This is a genomic window from Methanobrevibacter sp. DSM 116169, from assembly GCF_046197865.1.
GTDB lineage: Archaea > Methanobacteriota > Methanobacteria > Methanobacteriales > Methanobacteriaceae > JAHKLT01.
Window position 1 is genome coordinate 1,538,996 of sequence record NZ_CP166990.1, and the last position, 19,709, is coordinate 1,558,704.

22 protein-coding genes are annotated in these 19,709 nt (G+C 26.5%); 9 read left to right on the forward strand and 13 right to left on the reverse strand.

The features are described from left to right. Nucleotides 1-2: 2 nt before the first annotated feature. Nucleotides 3-662 carry a TfuA-related McrA-glycine thioamidation protein gene (locus ACA134_RS07435; RefSeq protein ID WP_409199789.1) on the forward strand — a complete coding sequence of 220 codons (660 nt, stop codon included), beginning with the start codon at nucleotides 3-5 and terminating at the stop codon, nucleotides 660-662. Further along, the gene (locus tag ACA134_RS07440; RefSeq protein ID WP_409199790.1) at nucleotides 649-1,626 is read left to right on the forward strand and encodes a TIGR00268 family protein; all 978 of its coding nucleotides are present in this window, start codon (nucleotides 649-651) and stop codon (nucleotides 1,624-1,626) included. The genes ACA134_RS07435 and ACA134_RS07440 overlap by 14 nt, the downstream gene beginning before the upstream one ends. Here the strand turns inward: ACA134_RS07440 and ACA134_RS07445 are convergent. The 4 genes from ACA134_RS07445 to ACA134_RS07460 form a co-directional block, all read right to left on the reverse strand. After that, complete coding sequence (locus ACA134_RS07445; RefSeq protein ID WP_409199791.1) at nucleotides 1,623-2,087, reverse strand: hypothetical protein; 465 nt, start codon at nucleotides 2,085-2,087, stop codon at nucleotides 1,623-1,625. The two genes, ACA134_RS07440 and ACA134_RS07445, sit on opposite strands and share 4 nt — an antisense overlap. A 15-nt stretch (nucleotides 2,088-2,102) precedes the next feature. Further along, on the reverse strand, nucleotides 2,103-2,939 hold the full coding sequence (locus ACA134_RS07450; protein ID WP_409199792.1) for a CBS domain-containing protein: 837 nt from the start codon (nucleotides 2,937-2,939) through the stop codon (nucleotides 2,103-2,105). Between the two features lie 79 nt (nucleotides 2,940-3,018). Beyond that, on the reverse strand, nucleotides 3,019-3,450 hold the full coding sequence (locus ACA134_RS07455; protein WP_409199793.1) for a universal stress protein: 432 nt from the start codon (nucleotides 3,448-3,450) through the stop codon (nucleotides 3,019-3,021). A 33-nt stretch (nucleotides 3,451-3,483) separates the two neighbouring features. After that, on the reverse strand, nucleotides 3,484-4,623 hold the full coding sequence (locus ACA134_RS07460; RefSeq protein WP_409199794.1) for an amidohydrolase family protein: 1,140 nt from the start codon (nucleotides 4,621-4,623) through the stop codon (nucleotides 3,484-3,486). Nucleotides 4,624-4,695: 72 nt separating this feature from the next. Here ACA134_RS07460 and ACA134_RS07465 point away from each other — a divergent pair, with 72 nt between their 5' ends. Continuing rightward, nucleotides 4,696-5,097, forward strand: a complete 402-nt coding sequence (locus ACA134_RS07465) for a hypothetical protein (RefSeq protein WP_409199795.1) — start codon at nucleotides 4,696-4,698, stop codon at nucleotides 5,095-5,097. Nucleotides 5,098-5,132: 35 nt separating this feature from the next. Here ACA134_RS07465 and carB read toward each other — a convergent pair whose 3' ends face one another. The 5 genes from carB to ACA134_RS07490 all read right to left on the reverse strand — a co-directional run bounded on the left by carB (nucleotide 5,133) and on the right by ACA134_RS07490 (nucleotide 11,672). Further along, the gene (gene carB, locus ACA134_RS07470) at nucleotides 5,133-8,306 is read right to left on the reverse strand and encodes a carbamoyl-phosphate synthase large subunit (protein WP_409199796.1); all 3,174 of its coding nucleotides are present in this window, start codon (nucleotides 8,304-8,306) and stop codon (nucleotides 5,133-5,135) included. A gap of 20 nt (nucleotides 8,307-8,326) precedes the next feature. Then, on the reverse strand, nucleotides 8,327-9,409 hold the full coding sequence (gene carA / locus ACA134_RS07475; protein WP_409199797.1) for a glutamine-hydrolyzing carbamoyl-phosphate synthase small subunit: 1,083 nt from the start codon (nucleotides 9,407-9,409) through the stop codon (nucleotides 8,327-8,329). Nucleotides 9,410-9,483: 74 nt separating this feature from the next. Next, nucleotides 9,484-10,152 (reverse strand): class I SAM-dependent methyltransferase, encoded by a 669-nt coding sequence (locus ACA134_RS07480; protein ID WP_409199798.1) that lies wholly within the window; start codon nucleotides 10,150-10,152, stop codon nucleotides 9,484-9,486. Between the two features lies 1 nt (nucleotide 10,153). Then, nucleotides 10,154-10,987: a carboxylating nicotinate-nucleotide diphosphorylase gene (gene nadC, locus ACA134_RS07485; protein WP_409199799.1), complete on the reverse strand. Its 834-nt coding sequence runs from the start codon at nucleotides 10,985-10,987 to the stop codon at nucleotides 10,154-10,156. Between the two features lie 88 nt (nucleotides 10,988-11,075). Continuing rightward, entirely contained in the window at nucleotides 11,076-11,672 is a 597-nt protein-coding gene (locus tag ACA134_RS07490; RefSeq protein WP_409199800.1) for a TMEM175 family protein, read from the reverse strand. A gap of 95 nt (nucleotides 11,673-11,767) precedes the next feature. On the opposite strand from ACA134_RS07490, the gene rnz reads away from it, so the two are divergent. The 3 genes from rnz to nadA are packed head-to-tail and all read left to right on the forward strand — an operon-like array spanning nucleotide 11,768 to nucleotide 14,337. Beyond that, the gene (rnz, locus tag ACA134_RS07495) at nucleotides 11,768-12,661 is read left to right on the forward strand and encodes a ribonuclease Z (RefSeq protein ID WP_409199801.1); all 894 of its coding nucleotides are present in this window, start codon (nucleotides 11,768-11,770) and stop codon (nucleotides 12,659-12,661) included. A gap of 1 nt (nucleotide 12,662) precedes the next feature. Continuing rightward, entirely contained in the window at nucleotides 12,663-13,424 is a 762-nt protein-coding gene (locus ACA134_RS07500) for a mechanosensitive ion channel family protein (RefSeq protein ID WP_409199802.1), read from the forward strand. Further along, nucleotides 13,417-14,337 (forward strand): quinolinate synthase NadA, encoded by a 921-nt coding sequence (gene nadA, locus ACA134_RS07505; RefSeq protein ID WP_409199803.1) that lies wholly within the window; start codon nucleotides 13,417-13,419, stop codon nucleotides 14,335-14,337. The genes ACA134_RS07500 and nadA overlap by 8 nt, the downstream gene beginning before the upstream one ends. Here the strand turns inward: nadA and ACA134_RS07510 are convergent. Next, on the reverse strand, nucleotides 14,334-14,612 hold the full coding sequence (locus ACA134_RS07510) for a DUF5750 family protein (protein WP_409199804.1): 279 nt from the start codon (nucleotides 14,610-14,612) through the stop codon (nucleotides 14,334-14,336). The genes nadA and ACA134_RS07510 overlap by 4 nt on opposite strands. A gap of 1 nt (nucleotide 14,613) precedes the next feature. Continuing rightward, the gene (locus tag ACA134_RS07515) at nucleotides 14,614-15,597 is read right to left on the reverse strand and encodes an alpha/beta fold hydrolase (RefSeq protein ID WP_409199805.1); all 984 of its coding nucleotides are present in this window, start codon (nucleotides 15,595-15,597) and stop codon (nucleotides 14,614-14,616) included. A gap of 303 nt (nucleotides 15,598-15,900) precedes the next feature. On the opposite strand from ACA134_RS07515, the gene nucS reads away from it, so the two are divergent. Beyond that, nucleotides 15,901-16,683, forward strand: coding sequence for an endonuclease NucS (gene nucS / locus ACA134_RS07520; RefSeq protein ID WP_409199806.1), 783 nt, complete (start codon nucleotides 15,901-15,903; stop codon nucleotides 16,681-16,683). A 19-nt stretch (nucleotides 16,684-16,702) separates the two neighbouring features. Here nucS and ACA134_RS07525 read toward each other — a convergent pair whose 3' ends face one another. Together ACA134_RS07525 and ACA134_RS07530 are read right to left on the reverse strand one after the other, a co-directional pair. Further along, nucleotides 16,703-17,509, reverse strand: coding sequence for a ZIP family metal transporter (locus ACA134_RS07525; RefSeq protein ID WP_409199807.1), 807 nt, complete (start codon nucleotides 17,507-17,509; stop codon nucleotides 16,703-16,705). A 36-nt stretch (nucleotides 17,510-17,545) separates the two neighbouring features. Continuing rightward, nucleotides 17,546-18,040, reverse strand: coding sequence for a hypothetical protein (locus ACA134_RS07530; RefSeq protein ID WP_409199808.1), 495 nt, complete (start codon nucleotides 18,038-18,040; stop codon nucleotides 17,546-17,548). Between the two features lie 120 nt (nucleotides 18,041-18,160). Here ACA134_RS07530 and ACA134_RS07535 point away from each other — a divergent pair, with 120 nt between their 5' ends. Both ACA134_RS07535 and ACA134_RS07540 read left to right on the forward strand, forming a co-directional pair. Further along, entirely contained in the window at nucleotides 18,161-18,817 is a 657-nt protein-coding gene (locus tag ACA134_RS07535) for a PsbP-related protein (RefSeq protein ID WP_409199809.1), read from the forward strand. 49 nt (nucleotides 18,818-18,866) lie between these two features. Next, a complete protein-coding gene (locus tag ACA134_RS07540; RefSeq protein WP_409199810.1) occupies nucleotides 18,867-19,709 on the forward strand; it encodes a carbon-nitrogen hydrolase family protein in 843 nt (280 codons plus the stop codon).

Consider the following 19,709-nt stretch of genomic DNA (forward strand, 5'->3'; position numbering starts at 1 on the left):
ATATGAAAGCAATTATTTATACAGGTTTATCCATATCATTTGAAGATGCTAAATCTATTTTAGATTCAGATAATGAAAATGAAATTATTTATAAAACACCAATAAAAAGAGGAGATATTTTAAAAGATTTAAAAGAAAAACCTGATATTATTGGAATTATAGATGGAATTTTCCATAGCTATCCTGCAGTAGCTCATAAAGAAATCTTAGAAGTAATAAATGCTGGAGTTACAGTTGCTGGATCAAGTAGTATGGGTGCTTTAAGAGCATCAGAACTGGATTCATTAGGTATGATTGGCATAGGTTATGTTTATAAGCAATATGCTACAGGTGAGATTACATCTGATGATGATGTTGCTGTAATTTTAGATGGTGAAACATTAGAACAATTATCTACTCCTTTAGTATCAATTGATTATACTTTAAAAGATGCAGTTAAAAATGAGATTATTATAGATTCTGAAAAAGCAGATATTTTAAAAATAGCTAAATCTACTTATTATCCAGAACGTAAAATAGATGAGATTATTAAAAAAACTGATTTAGATAGTAATAAAAAAGAAAAACTATTAGATTTCTTTAAAATTTCCCCAGATATTAAAAACTTAGATGCAAAAGAACTTTTAAATTATATTAAAAGCTGGTTAAATGAAAGATCATAAAATAGAAAAAGTTAAAAGTTTACTTGAAGGTAAAAAAATAGCTATTGCATTTTCTGGTGGAGCAGATAGTACATTACTTGCATATATTGCTAGTAAAGTTTCTAAAGATGTTTTACTTATTACAATTGATAATAATTTAATGCCAACTAATTTTTTAAATGATTCTAAAAAGATAGCTAATAATTTAAACTTAAAACAAGTCATTGTTAAAGATGATTTTTATAGTTTTGATGAATTTTTAGAAAATAAAGATAATCGTTGTTACATTTGTAGAGAAAAAATGTATAAACATATTATCCATGTTGCAAAATCCAATGGTTTTGATATTGTAGCTGATGGAACAAATATTAGTGATTTAGTAGATAATAGGCCTGGAATTTTAATAAATTATAAAAATAATATTTTAAGCCCTTTTGTTTATGGCTGTTTAGAAAGTTATGAAATCCATAAGTGTTTAGATGAACTTAATATTGATTATTTAAAAGCATCTACATGTTTAGCTACACGTATTAGTGGAAATTTAACTAAAGAAGAAATATCTAAAGTTCAATTAGCTGAAGATTTTATTAAAAATAATACTGATTGTGAAATAGTTAAAGTTCGCTTAAAAAATAAACTAGCTATATGTGAAGTAGATAACTTTACTTATTTTTTAGATAAAAACGTCAGAAATAAGATTATTGATTATTTAAATTCATTAGGATTTCAAAAAGTATATTTAAATTTAAGAGAAATTCAAGATAATGAAAAGATTTTCATCGATTGTTTTGAAGATGGAAATTATTATAGTTTCACATATCATCTTCCATATGAAATAAATCTTAATGAAACTTTAAAGATTTTAAAAAATAATAAAATAGTAATTTCAGAAAATGGTGAAATTACAGGTCGAAAATTTAAAAGTAAAAAAGAAGCAAAAGAAGTGTTTTTAAGTGTTTTACCATTATTACGGCGGAAAATTTAATTTCGTTCTTTGTATTTATTTAAAACAATGTCAGGAGTTTCTATATTTTTTTCAAATATTTCTTCATAGATAGCTTCCTCTTCATCCTCTTCATTAAACTGTTTACCATCAATCCCTTTTAAAACGATTTCTTTACCATCAAGTCTAAAATCTATACCATCAGCATTAACATCCATAATTTTAATTTTAATTTCAGATGCTTTATCAAGCTCATCATTAGCTTTTATTTGGTATTTTAAAAATAAGTTTTTATGAGGCATTAATTCATTAATTGTTCTTTTAATAACTGATTCAAATAGTTCAATGAATTTAGAAACTGCAGGAAGGTCATTTCTCCAGTAGTATGCTAGAACAGAATTTAAAACAATTTCATGTTCAATGAAATCCTCATCAATTCTAGCTCTAACACCAATATTGTTTCCATCTACTGTTTTAATGACTAAAATAGGTTTACTATCCATCATATCTTCCAAAAATTATAATAATGCTTTTACGAGATCACTAGCTCTAACAATACCTACTAATTCTCCTTCGACATCAAGAACAGGAATTTGTTCGAAGTTTCCAGCTTTCATCTTTTTAGCACATTCAGAAACTTTGGTTTTTGTATTTGCAGTATCAACCTTTTCAGGAGAAACATCTTTTACAACTTTATCTGTAAATTTAAGATGGTTTTTCTCAATATATAAAACAGAAGTACTATCCCAAGACCATTTATCTCCTTCAGTACCTACAGTAGAGCTGTGTTCAGTCTTCTCAGAAATGATTTCACTTTCTTCAATAAAATCAGTTTCAGTTAAAATACTTGATAATTTTCCAGAGCTATTTAAACCAATAATAGTTTTTAAACCAAATTGCTTCATTATTTCAAAAGCCACATTTAATGGAGTTTCATCCCATGTTGTAGGAACAGCTTTTTGCATATACATTCCAATAGAATCTTCAATATCTAATTTAGTTAATGCAATAGATACTATATCAAAGGAAGTTATAATTCCAACTAATTCAAAATCATCATTAACAACAGGAATTCTTCTAATATCATTATCAACCATTCTTTCAGCTGCAACTTTTAAATCATCATCAGGCTTAACAGTGATTAAATCTCTTGACATTAACATAGCAATTTGTTCTTCATCAGGATTTGTAATTAAATCTGAACGAGTAATTAATCCAACTAATTTAGTTGAGTCACCTTTTACAACTGGAATTGCTGAAATATTTTTCTTTCTTATTATTTCAAGCGCTTTTTCTCTGTTTCCAGGAACAGATACACTAACAACTTTTTTCGACATTGCTTTTTTTACTAACATATTATCACGACTAATAGTAAAATCTCTTATTTTAATAAATATTTATATAAAAAATATAGTTTAAAAAAAAATAGTGAAGTTAATGAATAACTAAAACAGAACATTTAGCTGCTTTAACAACTTTATCAGCAACACTACCCATTATAAGCCTATCAAATCCGCTTTTACCAGAACTACCAATGACGACAAGATCAATATCCTCTCTATCAATAGTATCCAATATTACATCTGCAGGAGAACCTTCTTCTACTTTTAAAGTAATTTTAACATCACTCTGAACTTCTTCTTTCATTTGTTCTACTTTTTCAAGATTTTTTTCGGTTTCCTTTTTTAACATTTCATTAACATGGTAAATAGTATCATCAGAAGGAAGACCCACGAAATAAGAATTTTCAACTACACTTAAAGCTAAAATCTCTGCTCCAGAAGCTTCAGCTAAAAATAATGCATGTTTTTCAGCCTTTTCTGCGTATTCAGAACCATCAGTTGGTAAAAGTATTTTTTTATACATAATATTCCTCCCATAAATTAAAAATTACTGACATTATTTATTAATAATTGTATCTTTATTTATAATATTTATTATATGTTTCGTTTCACACCTATTAATTATACTTAAATATGGATTTTTAGATAATCTAGTTGATATAAAAATTTCACAAAAATTACCTTCTTTAATAAATGATTTATTTTTAATTAAAGAATTATTCATAGCTAATTTTAAAATGTTTTTAGAGTTAATATAATTATTTGAAGAATTTAACATAGTTTTAAAAGTAAATTCTAATTCTCTAAACATATTAGGTGAATTAACCATTACATTATCAGTTCCTATACTAAGTGACAAATTTTTATTTAGTAGTTTTTCTAAAGGTGGAATCCCACAACTTAAAGCAGAATTAGCTCTTGGACAAATTGTAATGTTAGTATTTTTATTGATTAAGTTTAAATCATTATTAATTGGATTGGTAAAGTGAACTAATTGATTAAAATTATTTTTAATTGCTAATTCAACCTCAGAATGTTGATGTTTACTAATTGAATTATTTTGTGCTTTGACAGTTTCAGCTACATGAATTGATGAAATTTTATTATTTTTAAAGCATTCCTCTGTAATTAAATTAGCTACCTCTTGTGATATTTCTCCAAAACCACTAGGTGCAATTCCATCAGCTACTTTTAAAAGTTTTCGGATAGCTATTTTAACTTTTTTTAGGTCTGGATCATTTTCATGAAATAAATTATCCCTAGCTAAAATGATAGGTTTAATTGGAATATCCTTTGAAGCTTCTTTAAGCAGTTTAACACCCTTTAACCCACCTTCTCTATAATCTATAAAATGACTTGTTCCAGATTGAACCATTTCATTTAATGATTCTTTCATAGCATTTATTATATCAATATCTTCTGCATTTTCTAAAGCTAAATGTTTAATACCATTAGGAGGTTTAACTACCTCATCAAATGATAAACCATAACCTTCATCTTTAATAATTGAATCTCCAATATGAGTATGAGAATTAATTAATGTTGGTGCAACAATGGAATTACTTGCATCAATTATTTCACCTTCTAAAATATCTTTTGAAATTTCTATGATTTTTCCATCATCAATTAAGATATTTTCTTTTAAAGGAGTTAAAGTAGAATCTTTTAAAATAATTCCATTAGCTATTGTAATCATTACAAAAATATATAGCTGACATTTTATATAATTTTAATTAATATTAAGAACTTTTTTATAAAATTAATTGAGATGATTATTATCAATAAAGAAGAAATTAGATATTTTTACAGAAACATTGTTCAATCAGGAGATGTTTATCGTATAAAATATAAAAATAAGGATTATGGAGAATTTAAAAAATTATCAGATGCCTTATATGAAAGAGATTGTCTTTTTTATTGTAATTTCGATTATGATCTTCTTGTTGAATGCGATTTAGAAAATAAATATGAAAATAAAGACCTTCCACCTTTTCCAAAAGAAAGACCAAAAGGTAGAATAAAAGGAATACAAATGAATAAACAAGAAAGAGAAGGGAAAATAGAATTTGATCATTCAAAAGGGAAATTCTATATAAGAAAAGGAGATAGAATAATAGGTTACTACGATACAATGACTGAAGCTTATTATGTTAAAAAAAGTTTAAAATAATAATTTTAAGTAGGATTATGTAAAATATAATCCCACTACATATTTAAGTATTCATTTAAAGATCTAACTTCAAGTTTATTGTTTTGAATAGCTTCAATTGCATTTAGTGCTGCTCTTGCTCCTGCTAAAGTTGTAACATATGGAATTCCAAGTTCAATTGCCATTCTTCTTATAGTATAACCATCTTTTGCAGATTGTTTTCCTTCTGAAGTATTAATAATTAAATCAATTTGCTTATCTAAAATAGCTTCACGAATATTTGGAGATCCTTGTGATACCTTTTTAACCTTCTCAATATCTATTCCTTTAACAGAATCTGCAGTTCCACCAGTAGCTACAAGTTTAAAACCTAATCTATTAGCCTTCTCTGCAATTGTTTGGATTTTCTTTTTATCATGTTCTTTTACACTTATAAAAATCTTACCTTCTTTAGGTAAATCCATTCCTGCAGCTAGCTGAGATTTATAAAATGCCATTCCAAAGCTTTCATCTATTCCAATACTCTCACCAGTTGATTTCATTTCAGGTCCTAATATTGTATCAGATTCTGGTAATTTTAAAAATGGGAATACTGATTCTTTTACAGCTACATGATTTATTTTGATTTCTTTTGTAAGATTAAAATCCTTTAATTTTGATCCTGTCATAATCCAAGTAGCTACTTTTGCAAGTGGTACTCCAATAGCTTTACTTACAAATGGAACAGTTCTACTTGCTCTAGGATTTGCTTCAATAATATAAACCATTTCTTCATCTAGTTTAACTGCATATTGAATATTCATTAATCCTTTAACTTCAAGTTCTAAAGCTAATTTACGAGAATATTCACGAATGATATCTAAAATATGTTCTGGAATAGTTTGTGGCGGTATTACACATGCTGAATCACCAGAATGAACTCCTGCTTCTTCAATATGTTCCATAATTCCAGCTATAAATACATCTTCACCATCAGATAATATATCTACATCTAATTCAATTGCATCTTCTAAAAATTTATCTACTAAAATAGGATGTTCTGGTGAAACCTTTACAGCTTCTTTCATATACTCTTCAAGCTCATCATTATCATAAACTATTTCCATAGCTCTTCCACCTATTACATAAGATGGTCTAACAAGAACTGGGAAATTGATTTCTGAAGCGACTTTTTTAGCTTCTTCATAAGAATTTGCAAGTCCATATGGAGCTTGATGAATGTTTAATCTATTAAGTAAGTCACTGAAAAGTTTCCTATCTTCTACCATATCAATGCTTTTATATGGAGTTCCTAAAATTTTAACTCCTGCATTTGCAAGTGGTACAGCTAAGTTGATTGATGTTTGACCACCAAATTGTACAATTACTCCATATGGTTTTTCTTTATCAATAACATTCATTACATCTTCAAATGTTAATGGTTCAAAAAATAGCTTATCAGAAATGTCATAATCAGTACTTACAGTCTCAGGATTATTATTTATTAAAATTGTTTCAATATCTTTATCTTTTAATGCTAGTGATGAGTGAACACAGCAATAATCAAATTCTATTCCTTGACCTATTCTAATTGGCCCTGCTCCAATAATTACAATTTTCTTTTTATTACTTGATTGAAGCTCATTACCAATATCATAGCTACTATAATAATATGGTGTTTTAGCTTCAAATTCAGCTGCACAAGTATCTACCATCTTATAAGATGTACTTACATTTAAAGTATTTGATAAATTTCTTATATATTCTTCTGTTTGATTAGATAATCTAGCTAATTTATTATTTGAAAATCCTAATTGTTTTGCTTTTCTAAAGAATTTAGAATCTTTTAAGTTCTCTTCAGATATTTTCTTTTCAAAATCAACAATATTTTTAATTTTATATAAGAAGAATGAATCCATATTAGTAAGTTCTTGTAATTTATCAATAGTCATTCCATCTTTAATAGCTTTATAAATTTGGAAAAATCTATCATCTGTTGGATTTATCAAATCATCTTCTGTATAATCGATTTCTTCAAAACCCATATATCCCATATCAAGAGATCTAATAGCTTTTTGGAGTGCTTCTTCTAGTGTTCTACCAATTGCCATTACTTCTCCTGTAGCTTTCATTTGAACTCCAATTTTTCTATTGATTCCTTTAAATTTATCAAATGGCCATCTTGGAATTTTTACAACAACATAATCAATAGCTGGTTCAAATGATGCTGGTGTTTCTTTTGTTATATCATTTTGAATTTCATCTAATGTTAGGCCTAATGCGATTTTTGATGATATTTTAGCTATTGGATAACCTGTAGCTTTAGATGCAAGTGCACTACTACGACTTACACGAGGATTTACTTCAATAACTTTGTATTCTCCTGTTTCAGGATTAACTGCAAATTGTATATTACATCCTCCTTGAATACCAAGAGCTCTGATGATTTTAATAGATGCATCTCTTAAGCTTTGTGCTTCTGTGTCATTGAGGTTTTGTGCTGGTGCAACAACGACACTTTCACCTGTATGGATTCCCATAGGATCAATATTTTCCATATTACAAATAATAATACAAGTGTCTTCTTTATCTCTCATTACTTCATACTCAAATTCTTTCCATCCTAAAACAGATTCATCTATAAGAACTTGATTAATAAAACTCATATCTAGACCGTGGCGTGCAATTTCAATAAGTTCTTCTTCGTTTGTTGCAACTCCTCCACCAGTTCCACCAAGTGTAAATGCTGGTCTAACAATTACAGGATATCCAATATCTTCAACTGCTTTTATTGCATCTTCAATACTTTCAACTGCATGACATTTAGGAATTGGTTCATTTAATTTATTCATGAAATGTCCAAATAAATCCCTATCTTCAACGTCTTTAATTGTTTGAACATTAGAACCTAAAACTTTAATGTTATCAAGTAATCCTAAATCTCCAAGACCAGTAGCTATATTTAAACCTGTTTGTCCACCCATAGTAGGTAATATTGCATCAACATTTTCTTTTTCAATAATTTTTGCAACAATTTCTGGTGTTAATGGTTCTGCATAAACTACATCAGCCATATCTAAATCTGTTTGAATTGTAGCAGGATTACTATTAATTAAAACAGTTTCAATTCCTTCTTCTTTAAGTGATTTACATGCTTGTGAACCAGAATAATCAAACTCTGCAGCTTGACCAATTTGAATAGGTCCAGAACCAATTATAAGTACTTTTTTAATATCTTCATCAATAGGCATTGTAATCCTCATTTAAATAATTAGTATTCATCCATCATTTTAGTAAAATCATCAAATATAAATCTTGTATCATTTGGACCAGGCCCAGCTTCAGGGTGGTACTGAATACAAAGCATAGAAAGTTCTTTATGAGAAATTCCTTCACTAGTACCATCATTTAAGTTAACTTGTGTAAGTTCCAAATCTGTATCAGATAAAGATTCTTTATCAATTGTAAAACCGTGATTTTGAGAAGTCATAAACACTTTACCAGATTCTAAATCTTTTACTGGTTGGTTTGCCCCTCTGTGACCAAACTTCATTTTATAACTTTTTGCACCAAAAGATTTAGCTATTAACTGTTGACCCATACATATACCAAATAAAGGTAATCTATTAGCTATTTTTTGAACTGTAGAAATTGTTTCACTTACTCTATCAGGATTTCCAGGCCCACAAGAAATCATAAGTCCTTGTGGAGAATAATCTAAAATTGTTTTATAATCAGTATCATAAGGGAATAATGTAATTCCAATCTCCCTATCTAAAAATGAGTTAATAATATTCTTTTTAACACCACAATCAATAATAGCTACTTTTTTATTAAAATCTTCTCCAAAGTTTTTAATTTCTTTAGTTGAAACTTTTGGAACAAGATCAATATCAGTAATATGAGGATGATTACAAGCCATAGCTATTAATTCATCATCATCAGCATTATCAGTAGAAAGTGCACCTCTCATAGAACCAAGTTCACGAATTTTAATTGTTAAATCCCTGGTATCAACTCCACTAATTCCAGGTACTTTAAATTCTTTTAAGAATTCATCTAAAGTTTTTTGAGCTGAAAAATTTGAAACATTTCTGCAAACTTCCCTTACAATAAATCCTTCTGCATGGACTTTATTTGATTGATACCAATCTTCACTAACTCCATGGTTACCTTCTAAAGGATAAGTTGACATTAAAATATCTCCTTTAAATGAAGGATCAGTTAAACTTTCTGTATAACCCGTCATACCTGTTGCAAAAACAACCTCACCAGCAATAGTTGTTTCATGACCAAACCCTTCTCCTTTAATAACGGTTCCGTCTTCTAAAGCTATTTTAGCCTCTATTTCCATTAAATCACCATTAACATAATTATCATCTATCTTTAATATTTATCTTTTTAATATCTAATAAAGATTTACATGAATTATTTTTCTGCGTAAATTATTGCAAAAATATAATATTTATAAGGGACCCCAAGATCTTTAAAACCAATTTCTTTGAGCCATTTTAATTGATCTAAAAGTGTACTTGGTTTATCGAATTTTCTACGTTCATCAGCTACTTTAATATAATCTTTATCTAATGGAGAGTTTAAAATCTTCTGATTTAAATTATATTTAAATATGTTTTCAAGTTTTTCAGATGAACTTAAAACTTGGTCTGCATTTATAAAAATTCCATTACTTTTTAAATAATCAAAACACTTCATGTAAAGTTTCTTTTTATCATCTTCTTCTAGATGATGAATAGATAATGAAGAAATGATAATATCAAAGTCATTATTAAAATCTAAGTTTAAATAATCATCACAAATATAAGTAATGTTTTTATTATCATTAAATCTAATTTTAGCTTTATTTAACATCTCCTCAGATAAATCAACTAAAGTTATATTGGCATTTGGAAATTTATCTAAAATAAACTTTGAAAATAAACCAGTTCCTGCACCTAAATCTAGTACTTTAGGATTATCACCATTGAAATCTATAATTTCTGTAGCTATCCCGTAAAAATCATCAAAACAAGGAATTAAATGTTTTCTATTTTTATCATATTCTTCTGCAGCCTCATCAAACTTTTCTTTAATAGACATTTTATACCTCAATATTTAAACTAAAATTAAGACTTCCTGAAGAGTGAGTTAATGCACCTAAAGAAATAATATCAACATCTAATAAGGCATAATCTTCAATATTTTCATTATTTATTCCACCAGAAACTTCAATTAAAATTTTATCCCTAATATTTAGTTTAGATAATTCATTTAAAACTTCTTTAATTTCTGTAGGACTCATGTTATCAAGCATTACAATATCAGCACCATTTTGAACACATTCAATTGCATCATTTAATGTTTCAACTTCTATTTCAATCTTTTTAGAAAAACTTATCTTTGATTTAGCTATTTTTAAAGCTTTTAAAGGATTTCCAACAATAGCTATATGATTATCTTTAATTAAAACCATATCATCAAGTGCGAATCTATGAGGATCTGCTCCACCAATTGAAATAGCCATCTTATCAAATTTAGCTATTGCAGGTGATGTTTTCCTTGTTCCTGCAACTGTACATTTTGGATTAATTTTTTTTACTTTATTTACAACATTATTTGTATATGTAGCTACTCCACTCATTCTCATAGCTATGTTTAAAACAGTTCTCTCTAAAAGTAGAATTTTTAAAGCATTACCTTTAATTTTAAAGAGTAAATCTCCTTTATTTATTTTTGTAGAATCTTTTTTAAGTTCAAGAATTTCAATATTATTTTCATTAAATATTTCTTGAATGATTTTAGAACCTGCAAAAATACCTTGATCTTTAGATTTTATTGTAGCTATAACTTCTTTTTCATCATTAATTAAAATATTTGAAGTTATATCTCCAAATCCCTCATCTTCTTCTAACATATATTCAATTATCTTCATCATCAAATCACGAAATAGATTATAATTAAATATATTTTTATTTTAAGTGATTATTAAAATTTTTTTATAATTAAAAAATATTAAATTAATTTTATCTTTTTCTACCTAAAAATCTTCTATCTTCAAATAACAAATTTAAAAGTGCAAAAAGCACTGGAAAGCCCATAAATAATATTATTGAAATTTCTGGGAAAATAAAAAATGAAATAATAAAAATTATGAGTAAACTAAATAATAAGAGAAAATGTCTGTTTGTCTCTGATCCTTCATGACCATGAGGTCTTTCTAAACCATTTTCTTTAACAGCTTCATTAAAAAGTTGAAAATAGCTAGTATAAACTAAAATATATAATATATCATAAGCTAATACTGGAACAATTTCTGTAGGATATTCTAAAACCCATTTTGTAAATATAGGTAGAAGTGCTAAGAAGAATAAAAAAACTAAGTTTTTCCAAGTTAATTTATTAGTTATTTTATCTATTTTATCAATTAAAAAATGGTGTTTATTCCAAAATGATCCTACAATAAAAAAACTTACAAAAAATATAAAAATAAAGTATAGGAAACTTAAAATAGATTCAAAAGTAAAATCTTTTGGTATTGGAATTTCTAAAACCATAATAGTAATTATTATAGCCATTACTCCATCAGAAAATGATTCAAATCTATGTTTTGATAATTCCATGAATATAATTTAAACATTTTGTAATATATAATTTTATATAAATTCAAGGCAAAATATATAAATAATTCAAATTTTAAAAAATTCTTAGTGATTTAATGGAAATAACATTTTTAGGAACCTCTTCAGCAGTTCCATCAACAAAAAGGAATCATCCTTCTATTGCACTTAAAGCTTTTGGAGAAATTATGCTTTTTGATTGTGGAGAATCAACACAACGTCAATTAGCTTATGCTAAAATTAGTCCAATGAAAATAAGTAAGATTTTCATTAGCCATTTTCATGGTGACCATATTTTAGGTCTTCCAGGACTTATTCAATCAATGGGTTTTAGAGGTAGAGAAGAACCATTAGATATTTATGGGCCTAAAGGATTAAATAGCTTAAAAAATGCAATTTTAAATTTAGGTTATTGTTTAATTGAATTTCCTATTAATTTCCATGAAATAGATACTGGAACTGTTTTAGAAACTGATGAATACTTAATTAATTGCATAAAAACAAAACATAATGTAACTAATCTTGCTTATTCTATTGAAGAGGTTAAAAAACCTCGTTTTTTAAGGAAGAAAGCTATTGAATTAGGTGTTCCAGTTGGACCATTATTTGGAAAACTTCATAAAGGAGAGGAAGTTGAAGTTAATGGAAAAACTATAAATCCAGAAGATGTACTTGGAAATCCTCGAGATGGTAAGAAGATCTCATATTCTGGTGATACTACCCCATGTGTTGAAATGATTGAAATAGCTAAAAATAGTGATATTTTAATTCATGAATCTACATATATATTAGAAGATCAAGATAAAGCAATTCAAAATGCTCATTCTACATCTCATGATGCAGCTAGTATTGCAAAAGAGGCAGGGGTAGATAAACTAATATTAACACATATTAGTACAAGATATACTGATGATGAATTATTACTTAAACAAGCTAAAGAAGTTTTTAATAATAGCTATTTAGCAAATGATTTTATGAAAGTTGAGTTATAATATGGAAATAATTACTATTGATAATTTAGTTTATCAGTTACTTTTTACTGTAATAACCATAGCAATTACAATAATACTTGTAAAAGCTATTAAATTTATTTGTAATAAGATGGAATCTAAATCTAATTTAAATATTACATTAGTTGATTTGATAAGTGATTTAATAACATATATTATCTATATTGCTGCTTTAATTGCAATTTTTGATATTTTTGGAATTAATTTAACAAGTATTTTTGTAAGTATTGGAATTGCGGGAATTACACTTGGTTTTGCTGCTAAAGATATTATATCAAATGTAGTTTCTGGAATTTTCTTAATTAGTGATAATAATGTTAAAATAGGAGATACTATACAAGTTGATTCTATTAAAGGTAAAGTAAAAAAGATAAGTTTTAGAACAACTACAATTGTCGATAATAGTGGTCTTGAATCTGTTATTCCAAATTCTATTTTATCTAATAAAACATATACTAAATTTAATAAATATGAAGATTTAAGAGTTGATTTAATTGCAACAATCCCATTAGAAAACAATATTGAAGTCTTTAAAGAGAAAATCTTAAATAAAATAAATAACATTAATGAAATTAGTAAAAAGAAAAATCCAAATATTTTTTCTCAAAAAATTACAGAAGAAGGAATTATTGTAAAAATAAGTTTATGGGTAAATGATCCTTCAAAAATTGATAGTATAAAATTACAAGTTACAAATGATGTTAGTTCATTAATTAACAATTATAGGAATGATTATAATGAATAATAATATTAAAAATGAAATTAATGATTTAAAAAAAGAAAAAAATGCAATTATTTTAGCTCATAATTATCAGCCAAAAGAAGTTCAAGAAATAGCTGATTTTCTAGGAGATTCTCTTGAATTATGTATTAAAGCATCTCAATTAGATGATAAAGATATTATTATTTTCTGTGGTGTTGATTTTATGGGAGAAACAGCATTTATTTTAAATCCAGACAAGAAAATAATCATTCCAGATTTAGATGCAGATTGTCCTATGGCACATATGACTACTGGAGAAGAGGTTAAAGTAGCTAAGAAAAAACATCCTGATGCTGCAGTTTGTCTTTATGTAAATAGTTTAGCTGATGCAAAGCAATATGCAGATACATTATGTACTTCATCAAATGTTGTAAAAGTTATTGAAAGTTTAGACGAAGATGAAATATTATTCGGCCCAGATAATAACTTAGGAGAATATGTTTCTTCTAAAACTTTTAAAAAGATCATTCCTATTACAGATGAAGGATATTGTTATGTTCATAAAAAATTCACAGTACAAGATATTGAAACTAAAAGAAAAGAACATCCTGATGTTGAAGTTATTTGTCATCCAGAATGTGATAAAGTAGTTCAAGATAAATGTGATAAAGTAATGAGTACTGGTGGAATGATTAACTATATCTTAGATAGTGATAAAAACGACTTTGTTTTAGGTACTGAAATTGATATCGCATCAAGAATTAATCTTTTAAATCCAGATAAAAATATCATCCCATTAAGAGATGATGCTATTTGTGATTCAATGAAAATAATCACATTAGAAAAAATTAGAGATTCCTTAAAAAACGAGGAACCACTTATTAAATTACCTGATGAAATAGCTAAAAAATCTTTAAAAGCTGTTAATCATATGCTTGATGCATCAAAAAATTAATTAAAATCTTCAAGAAAACTAGATAAGAAGATTTCCATTTCAATTTCTTCTCTAGCTACATAATCTTCTAATTTTACTTTTGATTCTTCTGATTCAAATGGGAAAAATTGTTTATCATAATACATAGTTAAAAATAGATTATTTCCCTTTAATTCAGTATCTTCATTTAGATTTTCATTAAGAATTTTAAGTTTATCTAAATTTAAATCAGATATTTTATATTTAACATATCCTTTATCTTCATTATAACCATAATCTTCAATACTAACTTTCATTTTAATCAACTTTTGATAAAAATTCTTTTAATTGCTTTTCAACTTTTAAAATTTCACTTGAACCTACATGTCCCATTAAAGAATCATAAATAGCTAAAGTGGAATTTTTAATCATTTTATGCATTGGAATGGCGTCAAGTTCTGGTGGGAAATATTGATCTTGATTAATTGCTACAATAAAAACAGGAATTTTAATATTATCTAATTCATTTTCAATATCATAGCTATGACATGCATTATTTCTATAAACTATATCATTTGCATCATCTGTTGAGCCGTCAATAGCTAGTTCCTCTATTCCTTCATCAATTTCTTTATTTGATAAATCTCTATAAAATTGTCTAGATAATCCTAATGTATACATTGATTCATTAGCTAATTTTAAAGTTTTTGTAAGTGGTTTATCATATTTTCCATCATTATATTCTGGATCTGATAAAATAATATCATTCATAATTTTAGATGATGCATAATTATGTCCAGCTACTTTATAGCTTGATACTAATGATATTGCAAAATCTGCATAATCAGGATATTTAGAAATTAAACTTAAAGCTATAAATCCTCCCATAGAATTACCAATAACTCCTTTAATATGATTTATATTAAATTTTTCTTTTAAAAATTCTTTTTGAAAATTAACCATATCTTCTATAGAATATTTTGGAAAATCTGATTTTAAATTTGTAGTTGATGGACAAGCAGATTCAGGAGATCCAAGTCCAGATATACAAATTAAAAAGTATTTTTCATAGCTTAAAAGAGCATTTTCAGAAATTAAATCCTGAATTCTTCTAATAGATCCAAAATCTCCACTTGAACCATGACAATATAAAATTGCATTTATAATATTTCCTTTTTTATCTAATTTAGGATTACCTAATGTTATATATTCAACTGGAAGGTCCTTTAGTGTTTTTCCACTTGAAAATTTAAATTCATTAAGCTTAAATTTTGATGGATTAGAAAATAATTCTTCACTCAAATAATCACCATTCATTAAATCATATATTTGTTTTTTAAACTTAATAAAATTATAATAATTATGACATTATTATTTGTTCGAGCATATAAAAACAAGTTTTATATAGTATAACGAACACAATATATATTGTGACTATTACTTTTATAAAGAAAAATATTTTTGATATTTTATTTGTATTTAAACACTCCTCCCTTAGTTTTGAGTAATAGTCACATAAAATGGTTAGGATTCAAAATTCATTTTTTGAATCACTAGCCCAATTATGAAAAAATATATAAAATCTAATTTTCAAATAATTTTATAATGAAATACAAAGTTTTAGAAAGTCCAGATAATGAAAGTAGCTATGAAATTGTAGAAGAAGCACTTAGGAAAAAAGCTACAATAATTATTTATGCATGCTGTAAAGTAATTTATGAAGGTAGGGCTTTAAGTCAACTTAATTGGGGAGAACGTATTATATTAATTAAGCCTGATGGCTCTTTTTTAATTCATCAAGAAAAAAAAGTTGATCCTGTAAATTGGCAACCTCCTAAATCAAGAACAAGAACCTTTTTAAAAGATGATAATCTCTTCTTAGAAAGTCATAGAAGAACTCCTAAAGAAATGCTTAATGTAGAAATAAAAAAAGTTCATTTTATAAATTATGCACTAGTTGAAGATTACGAAGAGTTAGAAATAGCTGGTTATGAAAAAGATATGGGAGATATGATTATGAAAAAACCCCATATGATAGAAGAAGGATTTAAACCAACTGTTCGAGAATATAGTACAGAACATGGATTTATCGATATTTTAGGAAAAGATAAAGATAATAATTTAATGGTTATTGAACTTAAATGTAGAAAAGCTGGAGTAAGTGCTGTTAAACAGCTGAAAAGATATTTATCTGACTTTGAAGATGAAAATAATGAATTATTAAATGATACCAATTGTAATAAAAAAGATATTAGAGGTTTACTTGTAGCTCCATCTATTGGAGAAGATGCAAAAGAATTAATAGAAGAAGAAGGCATTGAATTTGTTGCAGTCAATCCTCCAAATGAATTAAAAAGTGATAAGAAAGTTACATTAGACTTTTTTTAACTTATCAATTATAAAAATCTTAATATTTCATCAAATGAGATAAAATAAAAGATGTTAAAAATCCTAAAGCCATTAATATTCCTGTTAACTCATGAGTTTCTTTAAATGCTTCTGGAAGCATAACATCAGCAATCATAGAAATTAATGCACCTGCAGATATACCAAGAGCTATACTCAAAATAAAATAATCAGTGCTGGAAAATATTATAAAACTTAATGCAGATGCAATAGTTGCAAGTATTGTAACAAGAATCCATACTCCAATAATATTTTTCCTCTTCCAATTTGCTAATTTCATATTAGTTGATCCTGAAAGGCTTTCAAATAAATTAGTTAAGAATATAGAAATTAATAATGCATAGCTAATAGGCCCTCCAATAAATAATATTAATCCAATAGCTATCGCTTCAGGAATTCCTTCAATTATAGCACCAAAAACTGCAGTTAAACTTTCTGTTTGATATTTATTATAATATTTATTAAATTTATTTTTATAAACATTAGATACCATATTTTTAATATTACTCTTATTACTAGATTTTTCTTGATTTTTAATAGTTAAATTGTTAATAAATATATCAAATATTGTAAAAAGAATTGCTCCTATTAAAAAACCAATACTTGTTGAAAAAATCCCCCCATAGCTAAAAGCTTCTAAAAGAATTTCAAAACATACTGCAGAGCTTAAAATTCCTGCACTAAATGTTATAAGTGAAGCTATTATTTTACGAGGAACTTTAAAATAAGACCCTATAATTCCTCCAATAATTAGAGAAAAAGATCCTAAAAATCCCCAAAGAGCAGCGTGTAAAAAATTAATTGCCATAAAAATAACTAATCCTATTTTAAAATATTATTATTCTTATTTATTTTTTAAGCTATTTTCAAAATTTTCAAGTTCTTTTTTATGATGATTTAATGTAAATTCATTAGCAGGCTCAGATTTTGTTACATGGCAGTCCTTCTCAAGTTTATAAATTAAATAATCTTCACCATCTAATTTTACAGATTCGTTATCATCTAATAAATCTAAATTATCAATTTCTTTTGTAATAGTATTAAACTCATTTTCTTCTAATTCAGTAACATCTTTTATAGGCATTTTTTGAATTTCTGGATTAGTAGCATACGAAATAGCTACAAATCCATTGACTTTCTCACTATCTATTTCAAATTCTGCCATTCTAATTTCATTCATTGACATTTTTACATGTTCACAAGTACTTTTAGTAAGAGGAATTTCATTAGATAAACCTATTTGATTTATTTTATAATTATTTTCCCAATTTCCAATTTTATAAATTGCATAGTTAATATTATCTGCTTTTATCTCATTTTGATTATTTTTTTCGTTCATATTATAGCCCAAAAATTTATAGTTAAATATATATTTTTAAATAATTTAAATATTATATTATATTTAAAGATAAACTTTTTATTATAAAATTAAAAATTATAGTAATATGGGGGTTAATTTGTGAAAAAATGTCCTAAATGTGGAAATCCTAGTTATGATGGTGCACCAACCTGTGGTAATTGCGGCTATAAATTCCCAAAGCCAAAATCTGAGAAAAAAGAAGTTAAAAGTAATGATGAAGATGTTGTTTCAATTATAAAAGAAAATAAAATTGTTATTGGAGCAATATTAATTATAACTATTATTGCAATATGTGCAATTGTATTAAGTGGTAGTGGAAATCAAAATAATAATGAATCAGTGAGTAGTGTTCTTAACTACACAGCCAATGATGTTTCATTTAATTATCCATCAACTTGGAATCTTACAAATTTAACTGATGCAGATCACGACGATGCAGCTATTTTTAAGGATAATAAAGATAATACAATTGAATATTATACTGCTAGTGCAGACTCATCTAATTTAAATGATCTTACAACTCAAAGAATAAGTAATGCTCAGTATTATGGTGGTAACATTGAAACTATTGAGAAGGTAACTCTCGATGATACAAATGGTACTGATATATACATGGAAAATGCTGATGGATCTTATACTCGCTATGTATCTTTACTTAAAGATGGCGTGTTTTATGTCTTTAAAATTGACGGTGAAAGTTCAGATTCCGTTAATACTAGTGAAATAACTGATATGTTAAATAGTTTAAAACTTTAAACATATCTCAATTCTTTTTTTATTTTAAAATCTTTAAGGAGGTTTTAATTTGACAAAATTAAAATTAGCTTTATGTCAAGAGAAAGTTCTTGATGATAAGCAGAAAAATATAGAAAAAGCTGTAGAAATGATTAAAAAAAGTGCAGCTGAAAATGTAGATATAGCTATTTTACCTGAAATGTTTACATCTCCTTTTCAAAATGAAAGGTTTGTAGAATATAGTGAAGAATTTAAAAGTAGTAAAACATTAAAAGCTATTTCAAAAGTAGCTAAAGAAGAAAATATTTATGTTCTTGCAGGATCCATTCCTGAGAAGGTCATTGAAGAAGATTCTGAAGAAAAAATATATAATAGTAGCTATTTATTTGATAATAACGGGAAAATATTAGCAAATCACAGAAAAATGCATTTATTTGATATTGATATTCCAGGTAAGGTGCATTCTGATGAATCTGCAGTAATAACACCTGGTGATCATTTTACTGTAGTTGATACAAAATTTGGAAAAATTGGTATGGCTCTTTGTTATGATGTGCGTTTTCCAGAACTTGCAAGAGTAATGGCATTAAATGGTGCAAAAATATTATTTTATCCTGGAGCATTTAATTTTACAACAGGTCCTGCTCATTGGGAATTACTTTTTAGAGCAAGAGCAGTTGATAATCAAGTATTTTGTATTGGAGTAGCTCCTGCAGTTAATGAAGATTTAAAATACCATGCATATGGCCATTCATTAGTTGTTAACCCTTGGGGAACTGTATTATGTGAAGCTGATGAGAATGAAATAATACTTTTCCAAGAAATAGATTTAAAAGAAGTAGATGAAATAAGAGAACAAGTCCCTACTTTAAAAAATAGAAGAAGCGATTTATATGAAGTAAAATTTAAATAA

Excerpts from the sequence above, each read along its gene's own strand:
- ACA134_RS07450 (WP_409199792.1), bottom strand. The coding sequence starts at position 2,939 with ATGTTAGTAAAAAAAGCAATGTCGAAAAAAGTTGTTAGTGTATCTGTT.
- ACA134_RS07490 (WP_409199800.1), bottom strand. The coding sequence starts at position 11,672 with ATGGAATTATCAAAACATAGATTTGAATCATTTTCTGATGGAGTAATG.
- carA (WP_409199797.1), bottom strand. The coding sequence starts at position 9,409 with ATGGAAATAGAGGCTAAAATAGCTTTAGAAGACGGAACCGTTATTAAA.
- ACA134_RS07460 (WP_409199794.1), bottom strand. The coding sequence starts at position 4,623 with ATGATTACAATAGCTAATGGAATTATTTTAAAAGATTCTACTTTAACT.
- rnz (WP_409199801.1), top strand. The coding sequence starts at position 11,768 with ATGGAAATAACATTTTTAGGAACCTCTTCAGCAGTTCCATCAACAAAA.
- ACA134_RS07435 (WP_409199789.1), top strand. The coding sequence starts at position 3 with ATGAAAGCAATTATTTATACAGGTTTATCCATATCATTTGAAGATGCT.
- nadC (WP_409199799.1), bottom strand. The coding sequence starts at position 10,987 with ATGATGAAGATAATTGAATATATGTTAGAAGAAGATGAGGGATTTGGA.
- nucS (WP_409199806.1), top strand. The coding sequence starts at position 15,901 with ATGAAATACAAAGTTTTAGAAAGTCCAGATAATGAAAGTAGCTATGAA.
- ACA134_RS07480 (WP_409199798.1), bottom strand. The coding sequence starts at position 10,152 with ATGTCTATTAAAGAAAAGTTTGATGAGGCTGCAGAAGAATATGATAAA.
- ACA134_RS07445 (WP_409199791.1), bottom strand. The coding sequence starts at position 2,087 with ATGGATAGTAAACCTATTTTAGTCATTAAAACAGTAGATGGAAACAAT.
- ACA134_RS07525 (WP_409199807.1), bottom strand. The coding sequence starts at position 17,509 with ATGGCAATTAATTTTTTACACGCTGCTCTTTGGGGATTTTTAGGATCT.
- ACA134_RS07455 (WP_409199793.1), bottom strand. The coding sequence starts at position 3,450 with ATGTATAAAAAAATACTTTTACCAACTGATGGTTCTGAATACGCAGAA.
- nadA (WP_409199803.1), top strand. The coding sequence starts at position 13,417 with ATGAATAATAATATTAAAAATGAAATTAATGATTTAAAAAAAGAAAAA.
- ACA134_RS07530 (WP_409199808.1), bottom strand. The coding sequence starts at position 18,040 with ATGAACGAAAAAAATAATCAAAATGAGATAAAAGCAGATAATATTAAC.
- ACA134_RS07500 (WP_409199802.1), top strand. The coding sequence starts at position 12,663 with ATGGAAATAATTACTATTGATAATTTAGTTTATCAGTTACTTTTTACT.
- ACA134_RS07465 (WP_409199795.1), top strand. The coding sequence starts at position 4,696 with ATGATTATTATCAATAAAGAAGAAATTAGATATTTTTACAGAAACATT.
- ACA134_RS07510 (WP_409199804.1), bottom strand. The coding sequence starts at position 14,612 with ATGAAAGTTAGTATTGAAGATTATGGTTATAATGAAGATAAAGGATAT.
- ACA134_RS07440 (WP_409199790.1), top strand. The coding sequence starts at position 649 with ATGAAAGATCATAAAATAGAAAAAGTTAAAAGTTTACTTGAAGGTAAA.
- carB (WP_409199796.1), bottom strand. The coding sequence starts at position 8,306 with ATGCCTATTGATGAAGATATTAAAAAAGTACTTATAATTGGTTCTGGA.